The organism is Paracoccus acridae, assembly GCF_014642735.1.
GTDB classification, from domain to species: Bacteria; Pseudomonadota; Alphaproteobacteria; order Rhodobacterales; family Rhodobacteraceae; genus Paracoccus; species Paracoccus acridae.
On the sequence record NZ_BMIV01000018.1, the window covers coordinates 1 to 20,624 of the forward strand.

Below are 20,624 nucleotides of genomic sequence, written 5' to 3' on the forward strand. Positions count from 1 at the left end.
CGATAAAGGTCCGCCCCGCGCAGAGCAGCACCACCGCCTGCACGGCATCGTCCGCGTCCAGCGAGGCCACCGCGTCCCACAAGCCCTGCCGCAGCGCCTGCGACAAGGCATTCACCGGCGGATTGTCCACCGTGACAAGGGCAACCGCGCCGTCCCGAGTGATGCTGATGACCGACATGCTATATCCCCAAGTAAGCCGCACGGATGCGGGGGTCGGCGATCAGGTCCGCCGCCGCGCCCGACATGGTGATGCGCCCGGTTTCCATGACATAGCCCCGGTCCGCGATCTTCAGCGCGCCGAAGGCGTTCTGTTCGACCAGCAGCACGGTGACGCCAAGCGCCTTCAGCCCGCTGACCACGTCGAAGATCTGCTGCACGATGATCGGGGCCAGGCCCATCGACGGCTCGTCCAGCAGCAGGCAGGACGGGCGCCCCATCAGCGCGCGGGCCATGGCCAGCATCTGCTGCTGCCCGCCCGACAGCCCGCCCGCCGCCAGGTTGCGTTTCTCGCGCAGGATGGGGAACATCGCGAAGGCGTCCTCCATGTCCTTTTCCACGCGGTCGTCGGTGAACAGGTATGCCCCCAGGCGCAGGTTTTCCTCGACCGTCAGGTTGGTGAAGATCTGGCGGCCTTCGGGCGACTGGGTCAGCCCGCGCGCGGGGCGGCGATGTGCCGGAACGCCGGTCAGCGTCTCGCCCCGGAAGGTGATGGTGCCGCCCGATACCGGCTGGGTGCCCGACAGGCATTTCAGAAGCGTCGTCTTGCCCGCGCCATTGGCGCCGACGACTGTGACGATCTCCCCGGAATCCACCGTCAGGTCGATGCCGTGCAGAACCTCGATCCGGCCATAGCGCGACCGCAGCCCTTCAACCGTCAGCATGGGCGGCCTCCGTTTCTGCATCCGTGCCCAGATAGGCGGCGATCACCGCCGGGTTGCGGCTGACGCTGGCAGGATCGCCCTCGGCGATCTTTTCGCCATGGTCCAGCACGACGATGTGGTTCGAGATGCGCATGACCATCTTCATGTCGTGTTCGACCAGCAGGATCGCCACGCCCGATTTCGCGACCTCGGCGATCAGGTGGTCGATCTCCTCGGTTTCCACCGCGTTGCAGCCTGCGGCGGGTTCGTCCAGCAGCAGGATCTTGGGCGACAGGGCCAGGGCGCGGGCGATCTCCAGCCGTTTCAGCGCGCCATAGGACAGGTTCCCGGCCTCTCGCTCGGCCGCGCGGTCCAGGCCCACGCGGGCCAGCAATTCGCGCGCGCCCGCCTGCGCGGCGGCTGCGCGGCGGCGGGACGAGGGCAGGTTGAACAGGTCCGCCAGCACCGGCCCGCGTTCCTTGAGGTGATAGCCCGAAATCGCGTTTTCCAGCACGGTCATGGACTGGAAGATCTGCAGGTTCTGGAAGGTCCGCGACATGCCGCGCCGGGCCAGCAGATGCGGGGCCATGCCGGTCACATCCTCGCCGTTCAGGACCACGCGGCCCCTGCCGGGCTGATAGACGCCCGAGATCATGTTGAACAGCGTCGTCTTGCCCGCGCCGTTCGGCCCGATCACGGACACGATCTCTCCAGGGCGGACGGTGAAGCTGACATCGTTCACGGCCTTGAGGCCGCCGAAGGTGATGCCCAGGCCTTCGACTGACAAAAGCGCGGTCATTCGTCTTTCCCCCGGACCTTGCGCAGGATGGACGGCAAAAGCCCCTGCGGCAGGAAGATCATCACCAGCATCATCACCAGGCCCAGCACAAGCTGTTCGTATTCGGCGAAGACCGTCAGCACCTGCGGCAGAAGCGTCAGCACCGCCGCGCCGAAGATCGCGCCCAGGACCGATCCCACGCCGCCCAGGACGGCCATGGTCACCATCTCGATCGAGTGCATGAAGCCCGCGACATCCGGCGTGATGAACTTGTTCTGCAGCGCCAGCAGCGACCCCGAGACCGAGGCATAGACGGCCGAGATCACGAAGGCCTGCAGCTTCAGCCGGGCCACGTCCACGCCCACGGTGCGGGCCGCGACCTCGGACCCGTGCAGCGCGCGCAGGGCGCGACCGGTGGGGCTGTTGAACAGGTTCAGCGCCAGCCATGCGGCCGCGATCAGGACGATGCCGCAGAAGAAATACCAGAACTGGCCGTTCGTCAGGTCAAGCCCCGCATCCCGCAGCAGCCCGCGCAGGCCCAGGTCCGGCACCTCCATCCCGTCGGGGCCGCCGGTCAGTTGGCGTTCGTTGTTCAGGATCATCGAGATCAGGATGCCGAAGCCCAGGGTGGCGACGCCCAGGTAATAGCCCTTGAGCCGCAGGATCGGACGGCCGACCAGCCAGGCCAGCACGGCGGAAATCGCCGCGCCCAGCACAAGCGCCAGCGAGGGATGCAGCCCCAGATGCACGGGCGCAAGCGCGCAGGCATAGGCGCCGATTCCGGCGAAACCGGCATGGCCCAGGCTGATCTGGCCCGCATATCCGGTCAGGATCACGATGCCGGTGACGGCGATGGCGTTGACGAAGATCAGCGCGCCCACGCGGTAGTAATAGCCCGAGGGGAACAGCACCGGCGATAGCAGGATCAGGACGACCAGGACCAGCAGGGTCGAGGATTTGGCGGAAAGCTTCATCGTCACACCCGATCCACGGACTTGTGGCCGAACAGGCCCTGCGGCATGAAGAACAGCACCAGCAGGATCACCACAAAGGCCGCCGCGTCCTTGTATTGCGACGACAGGTATCCCGCGGTCAGCGCCTCGATCAGGCCCAGCAGGAAGCCGCCCACAAGCGCGCCCTTGGGGTTGCCCATCCCGCCCAGCATGGCGGCGGCAAAGCCTTTCAGCGCGAAGGCCAGCCCCACGTCATAGGAGGTCAGCGTGATTGGCGTCACCAGCACGCCCGCAAGCGCGCCGATGCCTGCCGACAGGGCAAAGGACAGCGTCATCACGAAATTGGTGTTGATCCCCACCAGTTGCGCGGCCAGGCGGTTGTTGGATGTCGCCAGCACCGCGCGGCCCGTCAGGGTCCGGGTGAAGAACAGCCACAGGCCCACGAAGACGACCACCGCGCCACCGATCACCCACAGGCTTTGCGGCAGGATCGTCGCACCGCCGATGCGCAGGGGCGTGTCGCCGGAAAAGGCCGGGAAGCTGTGGATCTGCTTGCCGAACAGCAGTTGCGCGCCGCCCCGGATGAAGATCGACGCGCCGATGGTGATGATGATCAGCGACACCACGGGCGCGCCACGCGCGGGCTCGATCGCCAGCTTGTTCATGGCGACGCCGATGGCCGAGGTGACGACGATCGCGATCAGCGCCGCCAGCGGCAGGGGCAGGCCCGCCGCGTGGCAGACAAAGGTCAGCATACCGCCCAGCATGACGAATTCGCCCTGGGCAAAGTTCACCACGTCGGATGCGTTGTAGATGATCGTGAAGCCAAGCGCGACAAGCGCATAAACCGCGCCCACCGTCACGCCCGAGAAAATGAACTGCAGCAATTCCGGCATGATGACCCCCAAGGCTGGCAGGTGGTGCCGCGCCCCCGCAAGGGCGCGGCGGTCAGCGGATCATTCCACCACGGTCCATTCGCCGCCCTTGATCTCCAGCATGCGGAAGGCGGAGAGGTCGAGGCCCAGGTGGTTGTCGGCGCTCATGGTATAGACGCCGGTGGTGCCGGCCAGGCCCGAGGTCGTCTCGATGGCGTCGCGGATCGCCTGCGGCTCGGCGCTGCCGGCGCGGGTGATGGCGTCGGTCAGGATCAGGAAGGCGTCATGGGCATAGCCGCCGAAGGTGCCGACCGAGGTGCCGGTCTTTTCCTCGAAGGCGGTCTTGTAGGCATCGACGACGGGCTTCTGGGGATCGCCCTCGGGCAGCTGGTCCGCGATCAGCAGGGCGGTGCCGGGCAGGCGCACGCCCTCGGCGGCCTCGGCCCCGGCCAGTTCGATGAAGCCGTCGGACGCCACGCCATGCGACTGATACAGCGGCAGGTCGATGGCAAGCTGGCGATAGTTGCGCGTCACAATGGACGGGCCCTGGCCGAAGCCGGGGTTCAGCACGGCCTGCACGCCTTCGGTGTTGCGGATCTTGGTCAGCTGCGTGGTCATGTCCGCGTCGGTCGGGTTGTAGGTCTCGTCCGCGGCGACGGTGATGCCGTATTCGCCGACCACGTCCTTGCACTGGGCCTGCATCGACGCGCCGAAGCCGTCGGTGCCCGAGATCATGCCGATGGTGGTGATCTGGCGCTTCTGCATGTCCTCGAAGATCTTCTGGCAGGCCATGCGGTCGGTATGGGGCGTCTTGAAGGTGAAGGGCTTGACCGGGTCGATGATCTCGATGGCGCCGGCAAGCGAGATGAAGGGGATCTCGTTGTCCTCGGCGACCGACAGGATCGACATGGAAGTGCCGGTGGTGGACCCGCCGATGATCGCCACGACCTCGTCATCCTCAATCAGGCGGGTGGCGAAGGTGCGCGCCTTGTTCGGGTCGCCGCCGTCGTCGTAAAGCGTCAGAGCGATTTCCTCGCCGTTGATGCCGCCGTTCTCGTTGATCTGCTCGACCAGCATTTCCAGGGTCTTGGCCTCGGGATCGCCCAGGAAGGCGGCGGGGCCGGTGGCGGATACCGATGCGCCGATGCGGATCTCGGCGGATGCGGCGGTGGCGCCCAAGGCCAGCAGCGTGGCAAGGGCCGTGGTGGTCAGGGTCTTCTGCATTGTCGTCTCCTCCCCAGAGAACTTGGTCAAACGGTAACAGCGGCGGGCCTGCGCCACATCACGCGGCGAAAGCGGGTCGCGACAAAGGCGGTGTCGGTCAGGCTGGCATTTCCGGCAGGGTTGGCCCCCGTCACGTGGAAATCGCTGAAGGCCGCCGACTGGTTGACGAAGATGTTGCCGGTCAGGTTGACCGACAGGTTCACGCCCGCGCGGGCAAAGGCGCGAACGGCGCGCCCGATGCGGGCATCGTCGGTGTCGTAGAGCGCGGCTGTGATGGCACCCTTGCGGACGGCCAGGTCGGCTGCGCGGGCGATGCCGTCATCGGCGTCCCGGCAGGGGATGACGAAACCCACCGGGCCGAAGCATTCGTCCTGCGCCACGGGGGCATCGGCATCCACCGCCAGCAGCAGCGGCGTGCCGTCGCGGAGGACGCGGCCCTGCGCGCGGGCCTGTTCCACCCGGTCGCGCGTGGCGGGATTGGCGATGGCACCGCAGATGCCCGCTGCCTGCTTGGGATCGGCCAGCAAGGTGTCGATGGCTGCGGCGAGGCCTTCGGCCACCTGATCGAAGGACTTGTGCCCCTGATCCGTCGCGATCCCGCCTTGCGCCACATAGATGTTCTGCGGCGCGGTGCACATCTGCCCGGAATAGAGCGACAGCGAGAAGGCCAGGTTCGCGCACATTCCGTCGAAATCGTCGGTCGCGGCGATGACGATGCTGTTGACGCCGGTTTCCTCGGTGAACAACTGCGCCTGCCTGGCATTCTCGCGCAGCCAGGTGCCGAAGGTGGACGACCCGGTATAGTCGATCAGCCGAACGGCGGGATCGATGGCAAGCTGCTTGGTGATCTCGGCCCCCGGTTCGTCCACGGCCAGCAGGATCGCGTCGGCGGGCAGACCCGCTTCGGCCAGGACGTCGCGCGCGACCTGCACGGTCAGGGCCAGCGGCAGGATCGCCGCCGGGTGCGGCTTCACGATGACCGGGTTGCCGGTCGCAAGGCTTGCGAAGATGCCGGGATAGCTGTTCCAGGTGGGGAAGGTGTTGCAGCCGATCGCCAGCGCGACACCGGCAGGCACCAGCGTCCACTGCTTGTCGATCACCAGGGCCGGGGCCTTGCCCTGCGGCTTTTCCCAGCGGGCGGAATCGGCGAAGCGGGTCATTTCCGTCCAGGCCACGGCGACCGCCTCGAGCCCGCGATCCTGCGCGTGGGGCCCGCCCGCCTGGAAGGCCATGGCAAAGGCCTGGCCCGTGGTGTGCATCGTCGCATGGCCCAGCAGGAAGCTGATCCGGTTCAGCCGCGACAGGATCTCCAGGCAGGCACCCACGCGCTGTTCCACGCTGGCCGCCGCCAGATCGTCCGCTGCCGCCTGGGCCGCCGTGATCAGCGCGGGCGCATCCGCCGCCGGATAGGTGATGCCCAGCGAATCGCCCCAGGGCGAAACCTCGGCCCCCAGGCGGCGCTGTTCGGGATGGCCGGGCAGGGGGAAGGGCTGCCCCATCAACGCCGCGTAAGCCGCCTCGCCATCCGCCTTGGCCGTTTCGCCATAGATTTTCCCGCTGGGAATCTCGGGGAAGGGGGTCCAGAAAGCGCGCGTGTGAAGCGCCTGAACGGCGTCCTCCAGCATCTGGCGATGGCGGGCAAAGAAATCGGTCATGGGCTCCTCCGCCGGTTCCTCCTCCGGCTTGCAAATATCATTGACCGGCCGGTCGGTTTATGCAACAGATTTCTTCGAGGAGCCCGAGAAATCGTGGCGAAAGGGAGAAGACCATGACCGCATCCCCGACGGTGCTGTCGGCCTTGGCCGATGGCGTTCTGACGCTGACGTTGAACCGCCCCGACAAGCTGAATTCCTTCAACGAGGACATGCACCTTGCCTTTCGCGAAGGCATCCAGCGGGCGCATGACGATCCGGCGGTCCGGGCGGTGCTGCTGACCGGGGCGGGACGCGGCTTCTGCGCCGGGCAGGATCTGGGCGACCGCGATCCCCGCAAGGGCGGGCCTGCGCCCGACCTGGGCAGGACGCTGGAAACCTTCTACAACCCGACGCTGCGGCTGATCCGGTCGCTGGAAAAGCCGGTCGTCTGCGCCGTCAACGGCGTGGCGGCGGGTGCGGGGGCCAATATCGCCTTCGCCTGCGACATCGTGCTGGCGGCGAAATCGGCGAAGTTCATCCAGGCCTTTGCCAGGATCGGCCTTGTCCCCGACGCGGGCGGCACCTGGTCGCTGGCCCGCACCCTGGGCGAACCCCGCGCCAAGGCGCTTGCCCTGACGGCCGAGCCGCTGATGGCCGAAAAGGCCGCCGACTGGGGCCTGATCTGGAAGGCGGTCGAGGATGCCGACCTGATGACCGAGGCGGAAGCCCTGGCCCGGTCGCTGGCAGCAGGCCCGACCCTGGGCCTTGGCCTGACCAAGCGGCTGATCCAGCAGGCCGCGACCAACAGCCTCGACCAGCAGCTTGACGCCGAACGCGACTGCCAGCAGCAGGCGGGCCGCAGCGCCGATTACGCCGAGGGCGTCACCGCCTTCCTGGAAAAGCGCCCCGCGCGGTTCAGCGGCAAATGAAACCCGTCGGCGACATGACCCCGCAGGAGATCGCCGAAGCCTCGGCGCGCGCCATGTGGAACGACGATTCGGCCAGCCAGCGGCTTGGCATGACCCTGGACCACATCGCGCCCGGCCGGGCCACGCTGTCCATGACCATCACGGACGCCATGTCGAACGGGCATGGCAACTGCCACGGCGGCTATATCTTCACGCTGGCCGACAGCGCCTTCGCATTCGCCTGCAACAGCTACAACCAGATGGCCGTGGCGCAGCATTGTTCCGTCACCTACCTGATCCCCGGCCGCATCGGGGATCGCCTGACGGCCACCGCGACCGAGGTGTCGCGCCGGGGCCGGTCGGGCATCTACGACATCCGCATCACCAACCAGGACGGTGACCACGTGGCCGAGTTCCGCGGCCATTCGCGCACCGTCAAGGGCACGCACTTGCCTGCCTGACCGCACCGAGAGGGAGGAGACCCATGGAAGACCTGACCCCGAACCCCAAGGATCTCGACCCGATCGAGACCGCCTCGCGCGACGAAATCGAGGCGCTGCAGTTCCACCGCATGAAGCGGTCGCTGAAGCACGCCTTCGAGAACTCGCCCTTCTACCGCAAGAAGTTCATCGAGGCCGATGTCCACCCCGAGGACCTGAAGACCCTGAAGGACATCGCGAAATTTCCCTTCACGGTGAAGCAGGATCTGCGCGATTGCTATCCCTTCGGCATGTTCGCCGTGCCGCAGTCGAAGCTGGTGCGGATCCACGGATCGTCCGGCACCACCGGCAAGCCGACCGTGGTGGGCTATACCCAGGCCGATATCGACCATTGGGCGAACCTGATCGCGCGGTCGATCCGGGCGGCGGGCGGGCGGCCCGGCGACATGCTGCACAACGCCTATGGATACGGGCTGTTCACTGGCGGGCTTGGCGCGCATTACGGCGCCGAGAAGCTGGGCTGCACGGTCGTTCCCATGTCGGGCGGCATGACCGAACGGCAGGTGACGCTGATCAACGACTTCAAGCCGCGCATCATCATGGTGACGCCGTCGTATATGCTGTCGATCCTGGACGAGTTCCGGCGTCAGGGCCTGGACCCGCGCGAATCCTCGCTGCAGGTGGGCATCTTCGGCGCCGAGCCCTGGACCAATGCCATGCGCCAGGAAATCGAGGAAGCCTTCGACATGCACGCCGTCGACATCTATGGCCTGTCCGAGGTGATGGGGCCGGGCGTCGCCATGGAATGCGTCGAAACCAAGGACGGGCTGCATGTCTGGGAAGACCACTTCTACCCGGAAATCATCGACCCGGTGACCGGCGAAGTCCTGCCCGACGGCGAGATGGGCGAACTGGTCTTCACCACGCTGACCAAGGAAGGCCTGCCGATGGTGCGATACCGCACCCGCGACCTGACCCGCCTGCTGCCCGGCACCGCCCGGTCCATGCGCCGGATCGAGAAGATCACCGGCCGGTCCGACGACATGATCATCCTGCGCGGCGTCAACGTCTTCCCGACCCAGATCGAGGAGCAGATCCTGAAATGCGCCGGCCTCGCCCCGCATTTCCAGATCGAACTGTCCCGGTCGGGCCGCATGGACACGATGACCGTCTGTGTCGAATGCGCCGAGGATCATGCGGCGGCCGATGCCCGCGCCCTGTCGGCCAAGGAACTGGCCCATCACATCAAGTCGGTGGTGGGCGTCTCCACCCGGATCGAGGTGCGCGATCCCGGCGGCATCGCCCGGTCGGAAGGCAAGGCCAAGCGGGTGATCGACAACCGCCCAAAGGAATGACCGCGTTCGGGGGTGATGGTGACTTTGCCGCAACCCCCAGTTAAAGCGGCGGATGATTGTCCAGCAGGAAAGTGACCCCATGGCGCGAACACGGGCACAGGACTTCGAGGAAAAGAGCCGCATCATCCTGGATCATGCGGCGCTTGTCTTTGCCGAACAGGGCATGGACAAGGCGTCCATGTCGCAGATCGCCCAGCAGGCCCAGGTCAGCAAGGCCCTGCTGTATCATTACTATCCGTCCAAGGACGCGCTGATCTTCGCGATCATCATGACGCATCTTGAGGAACTGCAAGGGGCCATCGAGGCCGCCGACGACCCCGAACTGCCGCCGCAGCAGCGTCTGCGCAGCCTGGTCGGCGCGGTGCTGGAAAGCTATCGCGGGGCGGACAACCAGCACAAGGTGCAGTTGAACGCCACCGCCGCGCTGACCGACGACCAGAAGGCCCGGATCATGGAGGTCGAGCGCGACATCGTGAAACGGTTTTCCGCCGTGCTGGACCAGATCAACCCCGACCTGAACACCCGCGAGCGCCCGCTGCTGATGCCCGTCACCATGTCGCTGTTCGGGATGATGAACTGGGTCTATATGTGGTTCAAGGACGGCGGGCGGATCAGCCGGGAAGACTATGCGGATGTGGCGACCACGCTAATCCTGGAAGGGATCAAGGCGGTGCGGTGACAAGGCGCGGCGGCTGTGGTATGAATTCCCCATACCTGCCCGGAGAGACCCATGGCCACCGTCGAAAAGCGCACCGTCAGCCTGCCCCCCGAACATGCGGCCTTCATTGACGACCTTGTCGCCTCGGGCAGCTATGCCTCGGCCAGCGAGGTTGTCCGCGCGGGCTTGCGCGCCTTGCAGGAACGCAACGCCGCCGTGGACCGCTGGCTGCGCGAGGAAGTCGCGCCCGTCTATGACGCGATGGAGGCCGATCCCGCGCGTGGTCTGCCCGCCGACTGGGTGTTCGAGGCCATTCGTGCCCGTCACGCCAAGGCGCTTGCAGGCCGTTCGTGAAGGAACGCCGGGTCGTCTTCGCGCCCGAGGCGGCCGAGGATCTTGCCGCGCTTTACGACTGGATCGCCGACGCGGCATCGCCCCAAACAGCCATCGCCTATCTTGCGCGGGTCGAGGGGTTTTGCAGGCGGCTGAGCATCGGTTCCGAACGCGGGCATCTTCGCGCCGACATACGCCCGAACCTGCGGATCATCGGCTTCGAGCGCCGGTTGACCGTGGCCTTCACCGTGGGCGACGAAGCGGTGACGATCCTGCGGATTTTTACGGCGGGCCGGGATTGGGAAGGCGTGCTGTAGGGTGCGTGCTTGCACGCACCATCCTTACGCCTTGCAAAGCGGTGCGTGCAAGCACGCACCCTACCGATCAAACCCCTTCCGCGCCGTCACCAGCGGATCATAGCGCGGCGCCTCGGCCCGCCGCCGATCCGGTTCCACCTGGGTCAGCGGGACCGCCGGGGCCAGCTTCACCTTCGCCTCGATGGCAAGCTGCTGATAGACGCCGGTGCCCTGGCGTTTCCAGGCGATCTCATCCGCCGACAGTTCGCGCATGACCTTCGCGGGCGAGCCCACCGCCAGCGAGTTCGGCGGGATCCGCGCGCCGGCCTTCACGAAGGCCATGGCGGCGATGATGCTGTTCTCGCCCACCACGGCCTCGTCCATGATGACGGCGTTCATGCCGACCATGGCGTTGCGGCCGATATGGCAGCCGTGCAGCACCGCCCCGTGGCCGACATGGCCGGATTCCTCGACCACGACGTCCTTGCCGGGAAAGGAATGGATCACGCAGGTTTCCTGCACGTTCGATCCTTCGTGCAGCAGGATGCGCCCGAAATCGCCGCGCAGGACAGCGCAGGGACCGACATAGACGCCGGGTCCCACGATCACGTCGCCGATCACCACGGCCTCGGGGTGAACGAAGGCCGAGGGGTCGATCACCGGCACGATGCCGTCCCAGGAATAGATCCTGGCCATCACGTCCCCGGCGTTTCGACAGGCGGCCATTGCTTGGCGACCATGGTCAGCACGTCATATTGCGCGACCACGGCGCCGTTCTGGTTCGTGACCTGGCAGTCCCAGCGGACCTCTCCGTGGCCGGCGTTTTCGCGCGGGTTGATCTCCTTGCAGGTCAGGCGGACCTGCAGCGTGTCGCCGAAATAGACCGGGGTCAGGAAGCGCAGGTTATCGACGCCGTAATTCGCCAGCACCGGGCCGGGATTGGGTTCCACGAACAGCCCCGCCGCGAAGCTGGCGATCAGATAGCCATGGGCCACGCGGTCGTCGAAGAAGGGGTTGGCCTTGGCGGCATCGCTGTCCATGTGGGCATAGAAGGTGTCGCCGGTGAAATGGGCGAAATGCTCGACATCCTCCTGCGTCACCTGGCGCGCCGCCGTGACCAACTGGTCGCCGATGCGCAGTTCGGCCAGCGACTTGCGGAAGGGATGGTCGCCCGCCTGGGTATCCGCGCCTTCGATCCAGCGGCCCGTGACCGCCGACAGCAGGCGGGGCGTACCCTGGACAGCGGTGCGCTGCATGAAATGCTTGACGCCCCGGATGCCGCCCATCTCCTCGCCCCCGCCGGCGCGGCCGGGGCCGCCATGGACCAGCGGCGCCAGGGGCGAGCCATGCCCGGTGGACGACTTGGCCGAGGCGCGGTTCCCGATCAGCACCCGCCCATGGAAGGGCGCCACGCCCAGGACCACGCGTTCGGCCACATCCTTGTCGTCGGTGAAGACCGAGGACACCAGCGATCCCCGCCCGCGTGCGGCAAGCGCCACCGCTTCGTCAAGGTCGTCATAGGCCATGACGGTGGACACCGGGCCGAAAGCCTCGCAATCATGGACCGGCGCGGCCTCGAAGGGCTTGTCCGCGTAAAGCAGGACCGGGTTCAGGAAGGCGCCCTTTTCGGCGTCGCCCGATCCGATACGCACGTCGTCGGGGTTGCCCGCCACGATTTCCGCCACCGCCTGCAATTCGCGGATGCGCGCCCGAACCTCGTCCCGCTGGCCCAGGCTGGCAAGCGGGCCCATGCGCGTGCCTTCCTCGCCGGGCAGGCCAAGCGCGGTCTTGTCCAGGCGGTCGCGCAGGGCGGCGATCAGCGCGTCAACCTGCCCGCGCGGCGCGATGACGCGGCGGATGGCGGTGCATTTCTGGCCCGCCTTGCTGGTCATCTCGCGCGCGACCTCGCGCACGAACAAGTCGAACTCGGGCGTGCCCGCCACCGCGTCGGGGCCCAGGATGGTGGCGTTCAGGCTGTCGGCCTCCATCGTGAAGCGGACGGAATGGTTGACGATCGCGGGATGCGTCTTCAGCTTGCGGCCCGTGTGGGCGGACCCGGTGAAGGTCACGGCGTCCTGTTCGGTCACATGGTCCAGCAGGTCGCCCACCGATCCGCAGACCAGTTGCAGCGCGCCTTCGGGCAGGATGCCGGTGTCGATGATGCGGCGCACCACCAGTTCGGTCAGATAGGCGGTCTGGCTGGCGGGTTTGACCAGGCAGGGCACGCCCGCCAGCAGCGTGGGCGCGATCTTTTCCAGCATCCCCCAGACGGGGAAGTTGAAGGCGTTGATGTGGATCGCCACGCCATGCAGCGGCGACAGGATATGCTGGGCGCTGAAGCTGTTGTCCTTGGACAGGGGCTCCACGTCGCCATCGGTCAGCACGCGGGTGTTGGGCAACTCGCGCCGGCCCTTCGATGCGAAGGTCAGCATGGTGCCGATGCCCCCCTCGATATCCACCCAGCCGTCGGAACGGGTCGCGCCGGTATGCAGGCTTTCGGCGTAGAAGTCTTCCTTCTGCGCCATCAGCGCCAGGCCAAGCGCCTTCAGCATTCCCGCGCGTTCGTGGAAGGTCATGGCCCGCAGCCTTGGCCCCGCCTTGGCGCGGCCATGGTCGAGCGCCGCCCGGAAATCCAGGCCGGTCGAGTCGATGGTCGCCACCGGATCGCCGGTGGCCGCGTCCAGCAGCACCTGGCCTTCCTTCGCGCCGGGCACCCATTCCCCGCAGAGATAGCTTTCCAGCCGGCGCGGCGCGCGAAGCGTGATGGTCATGGCTTGTCCTTCCAGTGATCGAAAGCCGCCGGGTCAAAGACCCAAGGCAGCCAGATGTTCGTTCGTCAGCTGTTCCCAGCGGGCCAGCAGCGTTTCATTCGGGGTGCGGCGGATGCCAAGGCGCGCCTGCGTCTGATAGCGGGCCGAGTTGGCGACCCCAAAACCCGCCGCGACACGGGGCCGCCAATAGGCGATGCTCGTTTGTGCCTGCGCGCGGCCCGCATCGCTTTCCACGATCCGCGTCAGCCCCTTCAGGCCCAGTTCGGCATGGCGCGCCTCGCGCGGGGCGATCTCGCGAAACACCTCGGCCAGGGGGGCATAGGAGATGCGGGTCAGTTCCTGCATCTGCACGCCGGTCGCCAGGCCCTGCAGCACGTTCATCACGACCGCGTCGGTCCAGCCGTTGATCGGGTAATGGAACACCGACAGCCGCATGTCGCCTTCGCGGCGGGTCGCGCCCAGGTCGGTGTCGCGGTCCACGCGGGCGGCCCAGTCGTGCTGCGTCTGATAGCGGCCCGTGTCGGTGCCGAAATCGCCCATCACCGCCAGGACGCGTTCCGCATGGTCGGCCTTTTCCAGCGTGATCCGGCTGGCGGCAATGCGTTCGCGGATGCCGGGCGCGAAGTTGATGGACGACGCGAAGCCGGCCGATGCCGCCAGTTCGCTGTCCACGAAGGACGACATCAGCCGCATCAACTCGCCGCGATAGCGGGCGGGCACGTTGCCGGGCGCGGTCAGGACACCGCCCTGGGCCAGATAGTCCTCGATGTTCATCGTGTCAGACATGAGCCACCCTCATTCGTCATAGGTCACGACCACGCGGTCGGTCAGCGGATAGGACTGGCAGGACAGGACATAGCCCGCGCGCACCTCGTAATCCTCAAGCGCGTGGTTCACGGCCATCTCGACCTCGCCTTCCAGCACCTTGCAGCGGCAGGTGGAACAGACGCCCGCCTTGCAGGAATAGGGCGCGTCCATGTTGCTGGCGATGGCGGCGTCCAGGATCGTCTGGCCTTCGCGCGGCATGGTGAAGCTGCGGGTGGCGCCGTCCAGCGTCACCGTGGCCTGCGTTCCCTCGCCCGCTTCGGTGGCCTTGGACACCGGGCGGGCCTTGGCGCGGCCCGGCTGGCTGGAGGCGAAGAGTTCGAACCGGATCTGGTCGTCGCGCAGCCCGTGGTCGCGCAGGGACTGCGCCACGGTCAGCATCATCGGTTCCGGCCCGCAGATGAAGGCGGCATCCACCGATGTCGGGTCGATCCAGCGCTGGAACAGCTGGGTCATCTTGTCCGCGTCGATGCGGCCGGTGAACAGGTCGATCTCCTGCGCCTCGGATTCCAGCACATGCAGGACCGAGAAGCGGCCGAGGTAAAGGTTCTTCAGATCCTCCAGTTCCTCGCGGAACATGATGCTGCTGATCTGGCGGTTGGCATAGACCAGCGTGAAGCGCGACCGGGGTTCCCGCCGCAGCACCGTCTTGACGATCGACAGGACCGGCGTGATCCCCGATCCTGCGGCGAAACCCACGTAATGGCGCGCGGCATCCGGGTCCAAGGGCAGGGAAAACTTGCCCATCGGCGGCATCGCCTCGATCTCGTCGCCCGGTGCCAGGTTCTCATTGGCCCAGGTCGAGAAGGCGCCCCCATCGACACGCTTGATGCCCACCTGCAGGCAGCCGTCGTCGACGCCCGCGCAGATAGAATAGGACCGGCGCAATTCCTCGCCATCGAAATCACGGCGGAAGGTCAGGTATTGCCCTTGGGTGAAGTCGAACAGGGCGCGATCCTCGTCGCGGGGGGCCAGGGTCACGACGACCGCATCGCGGGTTTCGCGGCGTACATCGGTGACCTTCAGGGGCAGAAAGCGTGCCATCGGGGTGTCTTTCCTTGGGCGTGCAGTCAGATGCACTTGAAATAGTCGAAGGGTTCCAGGCAGTCGGTGCAGCGATAGCTGGCCTTGCAGGGGGTCGAGCCGAACTGGCTGACCTTTTGCGTATGGGTCGATCCGCAGCGCGGGCACTGGATGGTCAGGTTGTTGCCCATCAGCCGCGACACCCGGCCCGCCAGAACGCCATCCGCCGCCGTGCCATCGACAGGGGGGGCAATGCCATAGGCGCGCAGCTTCTCGCGGCCCTCGGCGGTGATCCAGTCGGTCGTCCAAGCGGGGGCAAGCTGGCGCTTCAGTTCCAACTTCTCGATGCCGTGGCTGCGCAGCGCGGTCTCGATGTCCAGGTTGATGACGCCCGTCGCGGGACAGCCGGAATAGGTCGGCGTGACCGTGACGACCAAGGTGTCGCCCTGCCATTGCACGTCGCGGATGATGCCCAGGTCGGTCAGGCTGATGACGGGGATTTCCGGGTCCGGCACCTGCGACAGCCATTCCCAGATCTGGTCGGTATGGGGCAGCGTGGTGACGGACATGGCATCACCACCTGGCGCCGGGATAGGCGCGCTGCAGGAACTGCATCTCGGCCAGGATATAGCCCAGATGTTCCGTGTGGACGCCCTTCTTGCCGCCGGGATTCCTGACCCCGTGCTGCCAGGCCTCGGCCGGCGCGGCCAGCGTCGCCTCGTCCAGGACCGCCGCCACGGTCTTGTCCCAGGCGGCTTTCAGCGAGGACGGCAGCGGCGCGATGCCCGCGTCGGACATGGCCTGATCGACGGCGTCGTCCACGAACATCTCGCCCGTATAGGACCACAGCTTCGTCAGCGCGGCCTGCATCCGGCGGCGGCTTTCGTCCGAGCCGTCGCCCAGCCGGATCACCAGGTCGGCAGACCGTTCCAGATGATAGGCGACCTCTTTTTCCGCCTTGGCGGCGATATCGGCCACGCGGCTGTCGGCCGAAGCCTTCAACGCCCGCAGCAGTTCGATATGGAAGGCGTCGAACAGGAACTGACGCATCAGCGTGACGCCGAAATCGCCGTTCGGAAGCTCGACCAGCAGCAGGTTGCGGAATGCCCCCGCGTCGCGCAGATAGGCCAATGCGTCGGCGTCGCGGCCCCGGCCCTCGACCTCGCCGGCAAGGCCCAGCCAAAGCTGGCATTGGCCGATCAGGTCAAGCGCCTGGTTGGCAAGGGCGATGTCTTCTTCGAGGGCCGGGGCGTGGCCGCACCATTCCGACACGCGATGGCCCAGGATCAGGCAGTTGTCGCCCAGCCGTTGCAGGAATTCCACGAATTCGGGCTGCCCGGCATCGGGGGCGGGCACCGCCACATGGCCGCTGTCGGCCAGGGCCTGACTGGCAAGCGCGGTCAGGTTCGGGGTGGTCATGTCGGGAAGGGACGGCATCACATATGCCCCACTTCATCGGGAATGTCGAAGAAGGTCGGGTGGCGATAAACCTTGCTGTTGGACGGATCGAACAGCGGGCCCTTTTCCGAAGGCGAGGACGCGGTGATGTCATTGGCCTTCACGACCCAGATCGACACGCCCTCGTTGCGGCGGGTATAGACGTCGCGGGCGTTGCGGATCGCCATTTCCGCGTCGGGGGCATGCAGGCTGCCGACATGGCGGTGGTTCAGGCCGTGCTGGCCCCGGATGAAGATTTCCCAAAGCGGCCATTCGCTGGACATGATGACTCCTCCCAAAGCTGCGGGGATGTGGCGGGCAGGGCGGGCGCGATTGCGCCCGTCGTTATTCGGCGGCGTGGCGGGCGGCGCGGGCGCGTTCGTCGGCCTTGGCGGCATGGGCCATCAGCCCGTCGCGGAACCAGGCGCCGTCTTCCCAGGCCTTGACGCGGGCGCCCAGGCGTTCGGCGTTGCAGGGGCCGTTCCCGGCGATCACGGCGAAGAACTCCGTCCAGTCGGGCTCGCTGAAATCATAGCCGCCCTTTTCCTCGTTCCATTTCAGGTCCGGGTCGGGGATGGTCAGGCCCAGGTATTCGGCCTGCGGCACGGTCTGGTCCACGAATTTCTGGCGCAGTTCATCGTTCGTGTTCATCTTGATCTTCCACGCCATCGACTGCGCGGAATGGACCGAGTCCTTGTCGGACGGTCCGAACATCATCAGCGCCGGATACCAGAAGCGGTTCAGCGCGTCCTGCGCCATGGCCTTCTGTTCCGGGGTGCCCGCGCACATCTTCATCATGATGTCGTAGCCCTGCCGCTGGTGGAACGACTCCTCCTTGCAGATGCGGATCATCGCGCGGGAATAGGGACCGTATGACGTGCGCTGCAGCGGCACCTGGTTCATGATCGCCGCACCATCGACCAGCCAGCCGACCGCGCCCATGTCGGCCCAGGTCAGGGTGGGATAGTTGAAGATCGACGAATACTTCATGTTGCCGCTGTGCAGCTTTTCCAGAAGCTCGTCGCGCGACACGCCCAGGGTTTCGGCGGCGCAATACAGGTACAGGCCGTGGCCCGCCTCGTCCTGGACCTTGGCCAGCAGGATCGCCTTGCGTTCAAGGGTGGGCGCGCGGGTGATCCAGTTGCCTTCGGGAAGCTGGCCCACAATTTCCGAATGCGCGTGCTGACCGATCTGGCGGATCAGCGTCTTGCGATAGCCTTCGGGCATCCATTCCTTCGGCTCGATCTTCTCGTTCCGGTCGATGCGGTCCTGGAAGGCAATCTCCTCGGGCGTCATGTCCTCGCGGGATTTCGACCCTTCGGATTTGACCAGCTGTGCATACATGGCAGTCTCTCCTTCTCAGACGCGTTCGATGATGATGGCGATGCCCTGACCCACGCCGACGCACATGGTGCAAAGGGCGTATTTCCCGCCGGTTCGGATCAGCTGGTACATCGCGGTGGTGACAAGCCGGGCGCCGGACATGCCCAAGGGGTGCCCGATGGCGATGGCGCCGCCATTCGGGTTCACGCGCGGATCGTCGTCGGCAAGTCCCAGGTCACGAAGCACGGCCAATCCCTGCGCGGCAAAGGCTTCGTTCAATTCTATCACATCCATCTGGTCCAGCGACAGGCCCGCGCGGGCCAGGACCTTGCGAACCGCAGGCACCGGGCCGATGCCCATGATGCGCGGTTCCACGCCCGCCGCAGCCATGGCGATGATCCGCGCCCTGGGCGTCAGGCCTTGGGCCTTAGCCGCGTCTTCGGACAGGATGGCAAGGGCCGCCGCGCCGTCGTTCACGCCAGAGGCGTTGCCCGCCGTCACCGTCAGGTCGGGGCCGTTCACGCCGCGCAGCTTGGCCAGCGTCTCGACCGTGGTGCCGGGGCGGGGATGTTCGTCGGTATCGACCGTGATGGGGTCGCCCTTCTTCTGGGGCACATGCACCGGCACGATCTCGTCGCGGAAGATGCCCGCGGCCTGGGCTGCGGCCCAGCGTTCCTGGCTGCGCGCGGCGAAGGCGTCCTGGTCTGCGCGGCTGATGCCGTAATCCGCCGCCACATTGTCGGCGGTTTCGGGCATCGAGTCGGTGCCATGGGCCTTCTTCAGCGCCGGGTTCGGGAAGCGCCAGCCGATGGTGGTGTCATAGACAGCATTCTGGCGCGAAAAGGCGGTTTCCGCCTTGGGCATCACGAAGGGGGCGCGGGTCATCGACTCGACCCCGCCCGCGACCATGAAGTCGCAATCGCCCGCCCGGATCGCCCGCGCGGCCATGCCGATGGCGTCCATGCCCGACCCGCACAGCCGGTTGACCGTGGTGCCCGGCACGCCGATGGGCATTCCCGACAGCAGCACGGCCATGCGGGCCACGTTGCGGTTATCCTCGCCCGCCTGGTTGGCGCAGCCCAGGATCACGTCGTCCACGGCTGACCAGTCCGCATCCGGGTTGCGCTCCATCAGCGCCTTCAGCGGCAGGGCGGCAAGATCATCGGCGCGCACCGTGGCAAGCGCCCCGCCATAGCGGCCGACCGGCGTGCGGATCGCGTCGCAGATGAAGGCTTCGGACATACGGACCCCCAGTCATTTCCAGATGAGGCCGATGATTCTCCCAATTCATCGACCGATTGGTCAGCTTATAGCAGCCGACACATTACATCGTAAACAGAAATGTGCATTATGCTGTAATGTTTCAAGCAAGCGCCGAAAGCCGCGCCTGCGTGCGGGATGTGGCTTCGGGCAGGGGGCCATCCTCGCCCTCCATCACGCGGGCGACATGTGCTTCTGCCAGCGGGGTCAGGGCGGTATAAAGGTCGTGGAACAGGGCCTGCGCATCCGTTCCCGGCCAGCCGGGAGGCAGGGCCTCGGGCGGAAGGCCGGGATCGCGCAGCAGGACGCCGCGATACAGATGCACCAGCAGCAGCCGCGCGATCAACGCGTCCTCGGCCGACAGGTCGGCGGCTGCAAGGGGTCCGAAGCGGTCCAGCACCATGCGATAGCCCTGGGCAAGCGCCTCCAGATCCCAGAACCCTGCCAGCCGGGGCAACTGGTCCGTCCCCGCCACGGGAACCGCGCGCAGGACCAGCCCATTCCCATCCGGCAGATCGTCCCGCGCCGGGCAGATCCACAGATCGCCCCCCATGCGCGCCATGCGGTGGCGGCGGGCCAGCCCCTCGGGCATGTCGGGATGCAGCATCACCAGCCAGTCGCCCGAAGGCCGGGGCCGCGCGTAAAGCAGCCGCGCGGCATCCGCGAATTCGGCGCGGGCAGCAGGGGCCAGGCGATAGAAGCTGCGCCGCCCGACCCGTTCGCCTTCCAGCCGCCCTGCGGCGACCAGGCGCGACACGGCCGTGCGCACCAGGTTCTCGCTGATGCCGATGCGGGCGCAGATGTCGATCAGGCTGCCGATCCACAGGACCTCGCCGCGCGGCACCACCACGTCGCCATAGACGGTGACGATGAAGGAACCGGCGGTGATCGGCAGTCCCGCCGTCAAGCGCTGGATCAGGTCGGTCTGGGTCATCGGCGCATCCGGTAGGGGGGTCGCAGTCCGGGGCCTAGGGGCAGGGCGGCGGGATGTCAAACCGGGTCGGTAGGGCAGATGCCCGCGGTGAACAGAACCTCGCGGGCGATGGCGCGCAGGTGGCCGCGCATGATGATGCCCGCCTGGGCTTCGTCGCGGGCGCAGATCGCCTCGACCAGGGCGCGGTGTTCGTGCCTGGACCGCCGCCAATACTCTGCATGGTCCAGCCAAAGGGGCCAGATCGGCGCCAGCCGCCACCGCAGGTCGCCGCAGACCCGGCCCAGTTCGGCGTTCCTCGTCATCCGGCAGATCCGGTCATGCAGGTCCAGGCCCATCCGCCGATAGGCGTCGGGATCCACATCCTGCATCCTGCCAACCAGTTCCTCGATGGCGATCATGTCGGAGGGGGATGCCCGGCGGGCCGCAAGGCTGGCGCACAGGCCCGAGATTTCGCCCAGGGCCTCGAAGCGGTCCAGCAGCAGCACGGGGTCGGGAACCGTGACCCGCACCCCCAGGTCGGGATGGCGTTCCGCCATGCCGCAGGCGCAGACCTGATCGAGGGCCTTGTCCATCAGGGCATCGGCCGGGCCCGTGCCCTGCCGGCCAAGGCGCGTGCCGGCGGGAAGGCTGCCCCCCAGGATCGCCCGAATGATCTGTTCTGCAAGCCGGGTCGCATCAAGGGACATCATCCCCTTTTGGATCGCAGCGGCCCGGCTTATACAAGCCACGGATCCGCG

At 66.8% G+C, this 20,624-nt stretch carries 24 protein-coding genes; 6 read left to right on the forward strand and 18 right to left on the reverse strand.

What is annotated here, in order from left to right; translation table 11 throughout:
- The 7 genes from IEX25_RS16725 to paaN form a co-directional block, all read right to left on the reverse strand.
- Positions 1-178, reverse strand: a 178-nt coding sequence (locus IEX25_RS16725; RefSeq protein WP_188716561.1) for an enoyl-CoA hydratase/isomerase family protein, incomplete at its 3' end; no start/stop codon positions are given.
- Between the two features lies 1 nt (position 179).
- Entirely contained in the window at positions 180-881 is a 702-nt protein-coding gene (locus tag IEX25_RS16730) for an ABC transporter ATP-binding protein (RefSeq protein ID WP_188716562.1), read from the reverse strand.
- The gene (locus tag IEX25_RS16735) at positions 868-1,659 is read right to left on the reverse strand and encodes an ABC transporter ATP-binding protein (RefSeq protein WP_188716563.1); all 792 of its coding nucleotides are present in this window, start codon (positions 1,657-1,659) and stop codon (positions 868-870) included. The genes IEX25_RS16730 and IEX25_RS16735 overlap by 14 nt, the downstream gene beginning before the upstream one ends.
- Positions 1,656-2,612, reverse strand: coding sequence for a branched-chain amino acid ABC transporter permease (locus tag IEX25_RS16740; RefSeq protein ID WP_188716564.1), 957 nt, complete (start codon positions 2,610-2,612; stop codon positions 1,656-1,658). Before IEX25_RS16740 ends, IEX25_RS16735 begins: the two co-directional genes overlap by 4 nt.
- 2 nt (positions 2,613-2,614) lie before the next feature.
- Complete coding sequence (locus IEX25_RS16745) at positions 2,615-3,487, reverse strand: branched-chain amino acid ABC transporter permease (protein ID WP_103174208.1); 873 nt, start codon at positions 3,485-3,487, stop codon at positions 2,615-2,617.
- A 60-nt stretch (positions 3,488-3,547) separates the two neighbouring features.
- A complete protein-coding gene (locus IEX25_RS16750) occupies positions 3,548-4,690 on the reverse strand; it encodes an ABC transporter substrate-binding protein (RefSeq protein ID WP_188716565.1) in 1,143 nt (380 codons plus the stop codon).
- Positions 4,691-4,716: 26 nt separating this feature from the next.
- Positions 4,717-6,345 (reverse strand): phenylacetic acid degradation protein PaaN, encoded by a 1,629-nt coding sequence (gene paaN, locus IEX25_RS16755; RefSeq protein ID WP_188716566.1) that lies wholly within the window; start codon positions 6,343-6,345, stop codon positions 4,717-4,719.
- A gap of 113 nt (positions 6,346-6,458) precedes the next feature.
- Between paaN and paaG the strand changes: the two genes are divergently transcribed.
- From paaG to IEX25_RS16785, 6 genes are all read left to right on the forward strand, one after another.
- A complete protein-coding gene (paaG, locus tag IEX25_RS16760) occupies positions 6,459-7,253 on the forward strand; it encodes a 2-(1,2-epoxy-1,2-dihydrophenyl)acetyl-CoA isomerase PaaG (protein WP_188716568.1) in 795 nt (264 codons plus the stop codon).
- A 14-nt stretch (positions 7,254-7,267) separates the two neighbouring features.
- Positions 7,268-7,693 carry a hydroxyphenylacetyl-CoA thioesterase PaaI gene (paaI, locus tag IEX25_RS16765; protein WP_229665368.1) on the forward strand — a complete coding sequence of 142 codons (426 nt, stop codon included), beginning with the start codon at positions 7,268-7,270 and terminating at the stop codon, positions 7,691-7,693.
- A 23-nt stretch (positions 7,694-7,716) separates the two neighbouring features.
- Positions 7,717-9,027 (forward strand): phenylacetate--CoA ligase PaaK, encoded by a 1,311-nt coding sequence (gene paaK / locus IEX25_RS16770; protein WP_188716572.1) that lies wholly within the window; start codon positions 7,717-7,719, stop codon positions 9,025-9,027.
- Between the two features lie 79 nt (positions 9,028-9,106).
- Entirely contained in the window at positions 9,107-9,706 is a 600-nt protein-coding gene (locus IEX25_RS16775) for a TetR/AcrR family transcriptional regulator (RefSeq protein WP_188716574.1), read from the forward strand.
- A gap of 51 nt (positions 9,707-9,757) precedes the next feature.
- Positions 9,758-10,039 carry a type II toxin-antitoxin system ParD family antitoxin gene (locus IEX25_RS16780; RefSeq protein WP_188716576.1) on the forward strand — a complete coding sequence of 94 codons (282 nt, stop codon included), beginning with the start codon at positions 9,758-9,760 and terminating at the stop codon, positions 10,037-10,039.
- The gene (locus IEX25_RS16785) at positions 10,036-10,335 is read left to right on the forward strand and encodes a type II toxin-antitoxin system RelE/ParE family toxin (protein WP_188716578.1); all 300 of its coding nucleotides are present in this window, start codon (positions 10,036-10,038) and stop codon (positions 10,333-10,335) included. Before IEX25_RS16780 ends, IEX25_RS16785 begins: the two co-directional genes overlap by 4 nt.
- A gap of 60 nt (positions 10,336-10,395) precedes the next feature.
- On the opposite strand, the gene IEX25_RS16790 is transcribed toward IEX25_RS16785, so the two are convergent.
- From IEX25_RS16790 to IEX25_RS16840, 11 genes are all read right to left on the reverse strand, one after another.
- On the reverse strand, positions 10,396-11,010 hold the full coding sequence (locus IEX25_RS16790) for an acyltransferase (RefSeq protein WP_188716580.1): 615 nt from the start codon (positions 11,008-11,010) through the stop codon (positions 10,396-10,398).
- Positions 11,010-13,085: a phenylacetic acid degradation bifunctional protein PaaZ gene (paaZ, locus tag IEX25_RS16795; protein ID WP_188716581.1), complete on the reverse strand. Its 2,076-nt coding sequence runs from the start codon at positions 13,083-13,085 to the stop codon at positions 11,010-11,012. Before paaZ ends, IEX25_RS16790 begins: the two co-directional genes overlap by 1 nt.
- Before the next feature lie 33 nt (positions 13,086-13,118).
- On the reverse strand, positions 13,119-13,871 hold the full coding sequence (locus IEX25_RS16800) for a Phenylacetic acid catabolic protein (protein WP_188716583.1): 753 nt from the start codon (positions 13,869-13,871) through the stop codon (positions 13,119-13,121).
- Between the two features lie 9 nt (positions 13,872-13,880).
- Positions 13,881-14,954: a 1,2-phenylacetyl-CoA epoxidase subunit PaaE gene (gene paaE / locus IEX25_RS16805; protein WP_188716585.1), complete on the reverse strand. Its 1,074-nt coding sequence runs from the start codon at positions 14,952-14,954 to the stop codon at positions 13,881-13,883.
- Positions 14,955-14,980: 26 nt separating this feature from the next.
- On the reverse strand, positions 14,981-15,502 hold the full coding sequence (paaD, locus tag IEX25_RS16810; RefSeq protein WP_188716586.1) for a 1,2-phenylacetyl-CoA epoxidase subunit PaaD: 522 nt from the start codon (positions 15,500-15,502) through the stop codon (positions 14,981-14,983).
- A gap of 4 nt (positions 15,503-15,506) precedes the next feature.
- Positions 15,507-16,370, reverse strand: coding sequence for a 1,2-phenylacetyl-CoA epoxidase subunit PaaC (paaC, locus tag IEX25_RS16815; protein WP_188716588.1), 864 nt, complete (start codon positions 16,368-16,370; stop codon positions 15,507-15,509).
- Positions 16,370-16,654, reverse strand: coding sequence for a 1,2-phenylacetyl-CoA epoxidase subunit PaaB (paaB, locus tag IEX25_RS16820; RefSeq protein WP_103174222.1), 285 nt, complete (start codon positions 16,652-16,654; stop codon positions 16,370-16,372). The genes paaC and paaB overlap by 1 nt, the downstream gene beginning before the upstream one ends.
- Positions 16,655-16,715: 61 nt before the next feature.
- Positions 16,716-17,714 (reverse strand): 1,2-phenylacetyl-CoA epoxidase subunit PaaA, encoded by a 999-nt coding sequence (paaA, locus tag IEX25_RS16825; RefSeq protein ID WP_103174223.1) that lies wholly within the window; start codon positions 17,712-17,714, stop codon positions 16,716-16,718.
- Positions 17,715-17,729: 15 nt separating this feature from the next.
- A complete protein-coding gene (pcaF, locus tag IEX25_RS16830) occupies positions 17,730-18,935 on the reverse strand; it encodes a 3-oxoadipyl-CoA thiolase (RefSeq protein ID WP_188716591.1) in 1,206 nt (401 codons plus the stop codon).
- A 121-nt stretch (positions 18,936-19,056) separates the two neighbouring features.
- The gene (locus tag IEX25_RS16835; protein WP_188716592.1) at positions 19,057-19,887 is read right to left on the reverse strand and encodes a PaaX family transcriptional regulator; all 831 of its coding nucleotides are present in this window, start codon (positions 19,885-19,887) and stop codon (positions 19,057-19,059) included.
- Positions 19,888-19,943: 56 nt separating this feature from the next.
- A complete protein-coding gene (locus IEX25_RS16840) occupies positions 19,944-20,573 on the reverse strand; it encodes a GntR family transcriptional regulator (protein WP_188716594.1) in 630 nt (209 codons plus the stop codon).
- Between the last annotated feature and the right edge of the window lie 51 nt (positions 20,574-20,624).

Bases quoted from the DNA above. Each gene is read 5' to 3' on its own strand.
- IEX25_RS16730 (WP_188716562.1), bottom strand. From the start codon at position 881: ATGCTGACGGTTGAAGGGCTGCGGTCGCGCTATGGCCGGATCGAGGTT.
- IEX25_RS16735 (WP_188716563.1), bottom strand. From the start codon at position 1,659: ATGACCGCGCTTTTGTCAGTCGAAGGCCTGGGCATCACCTTCGGCGGC.
- IEX25_RS16740 (WP_188716564.1), bottom strand. From the start codon at position 2,612: ATGAAGCTTTCCGCCAAATCCTCGACCCTGCTGGTCCTGGTCGTCCTG.
- IEX25_RS16745 (WP_103174208.1), bottom strand. From the start codon at position 3,487: ATGCCGGAATTGCTGCAGTTCATTTTCTCGGGCGTGACGGTGGGCGCG.
- IEX25_RS16750 (WP_188716565.1), bottom strand. From the start codon at position 4,690: ATGCAGAAGACCCTGACCACCACGGCCCTTGCCACGCTGCTGGCCTTG.
- paaN (WP_188716566.1), bottom strand. From the start codon at position 6,345: ATGACCGATTTCTTTGCCCGCCATCGCCAGATGCTGGAGGACGCCGTT.
- paaG (WP_188716568.1), top strand. From the start codon at position 6,459: ATGACCGCATCCCCGACGGTGCTGTCGGCCTTGGCCGATGGCGTTCTG.
- paaI (WP_229665368.1), top strand. From the start codon at position 7,268: ATGACCCCGCAGGAGATCGCCGAAGCCTCGGCGCGCGCCATGTGGAAC.
- paaK (WP_188716572.1), top strand. From the start codon at position 7,717: ATGGAAGACCTGACCCCGAACCCCAAGGATCTCGACCCGATCGAGACC.
- IEX25_RS16775 (WP_188716574.1), top strand. From the start codon at position 9,107: ATGGCGCGAACACGGGCACAGGACTTCGAGGAAAAGAGCCGCATCATC.
- IEX25_RS16780 (WP_188716576.1), top strand. From the start codon at position 9,758: ATGGCCACCGTCGAAAAGCGCACCGTCAGCCTGCCCCCCGAACATGCG.
- IEX25_RS16790 (WP_188716580.1), bottom strand. From the start codon at position 11,010: ATGGCCAGGATCTATTCCTGGGACGGCATCGTGCCGGTGATCGACCCC.
- paaZ (WP_188716581.1), bottom strand. From the start codon at position 13,085: ATGACCATCACGCTTCGCGCGCCGCGCCGGCTGGAAAGCTATCTCTGC.
- IEX25_RS16800 (WP_188716583.1), bottom strand. From the start codon at position 13,871: ATGTCTGACACGATGAACATCGAGGACTATCTGGCCCAGGGCGGTGTC.
- paaE (WP_188716585.1), bottom strand. From the start codon at position 14,954: ATGGCACGCTTTCTGCCCCTGAAGGTCACCGATGTACGCCGCGAAACC.
- paaD (WP_188716586.1), bottom strand. From the start codon at position 15,502: ATGTCCGTCACCACGCTGCCCCATACCGACCAGATCTGGGAATGGCTG.
- paaC (WP_188716588.1), bottom strand. From the start codon at position 16,370: ATGCCGTCCCTTCCCGACATGACCACCCCGAACCTGACCGCGCTTGCC.
- paaB (WP_103174222.1), bottom strand. From the start codon at position 16,654: ATGTCCAGCGAATGGCCGCTTTGGGAAATCTTCATCCGGGGCCAGCAC.
- paaA (WP_103174223.1), bottom strand. From the start codon at position 17,714: ATGTATGCACAGCTGGTCAAATCCGAAGGGTCGAAATCCCGCGAGGAC.
- pcaF (WP_188716591.1), bottom strand. From the start codon at position 18,935: ATGTCCGAAGCCTTCATCTGCGACGCGATCCGCACGCCGGTCGGCCGC.
- IEX25_RS16835 (WP_188716592.1), bottom strand. From the start codon at position 19,887: ATGACCCAGACCGACCTGATCCAGCGCTTGACGGCGGGACTGCCGATC.
- IEX25_RS16840 (WP_188716594.1), bottom strand. From the start codon at position 20,573: ATGTCCCTTGATGCGACCCGGCTTGCAGAACAGATCATTCGGGCGATC.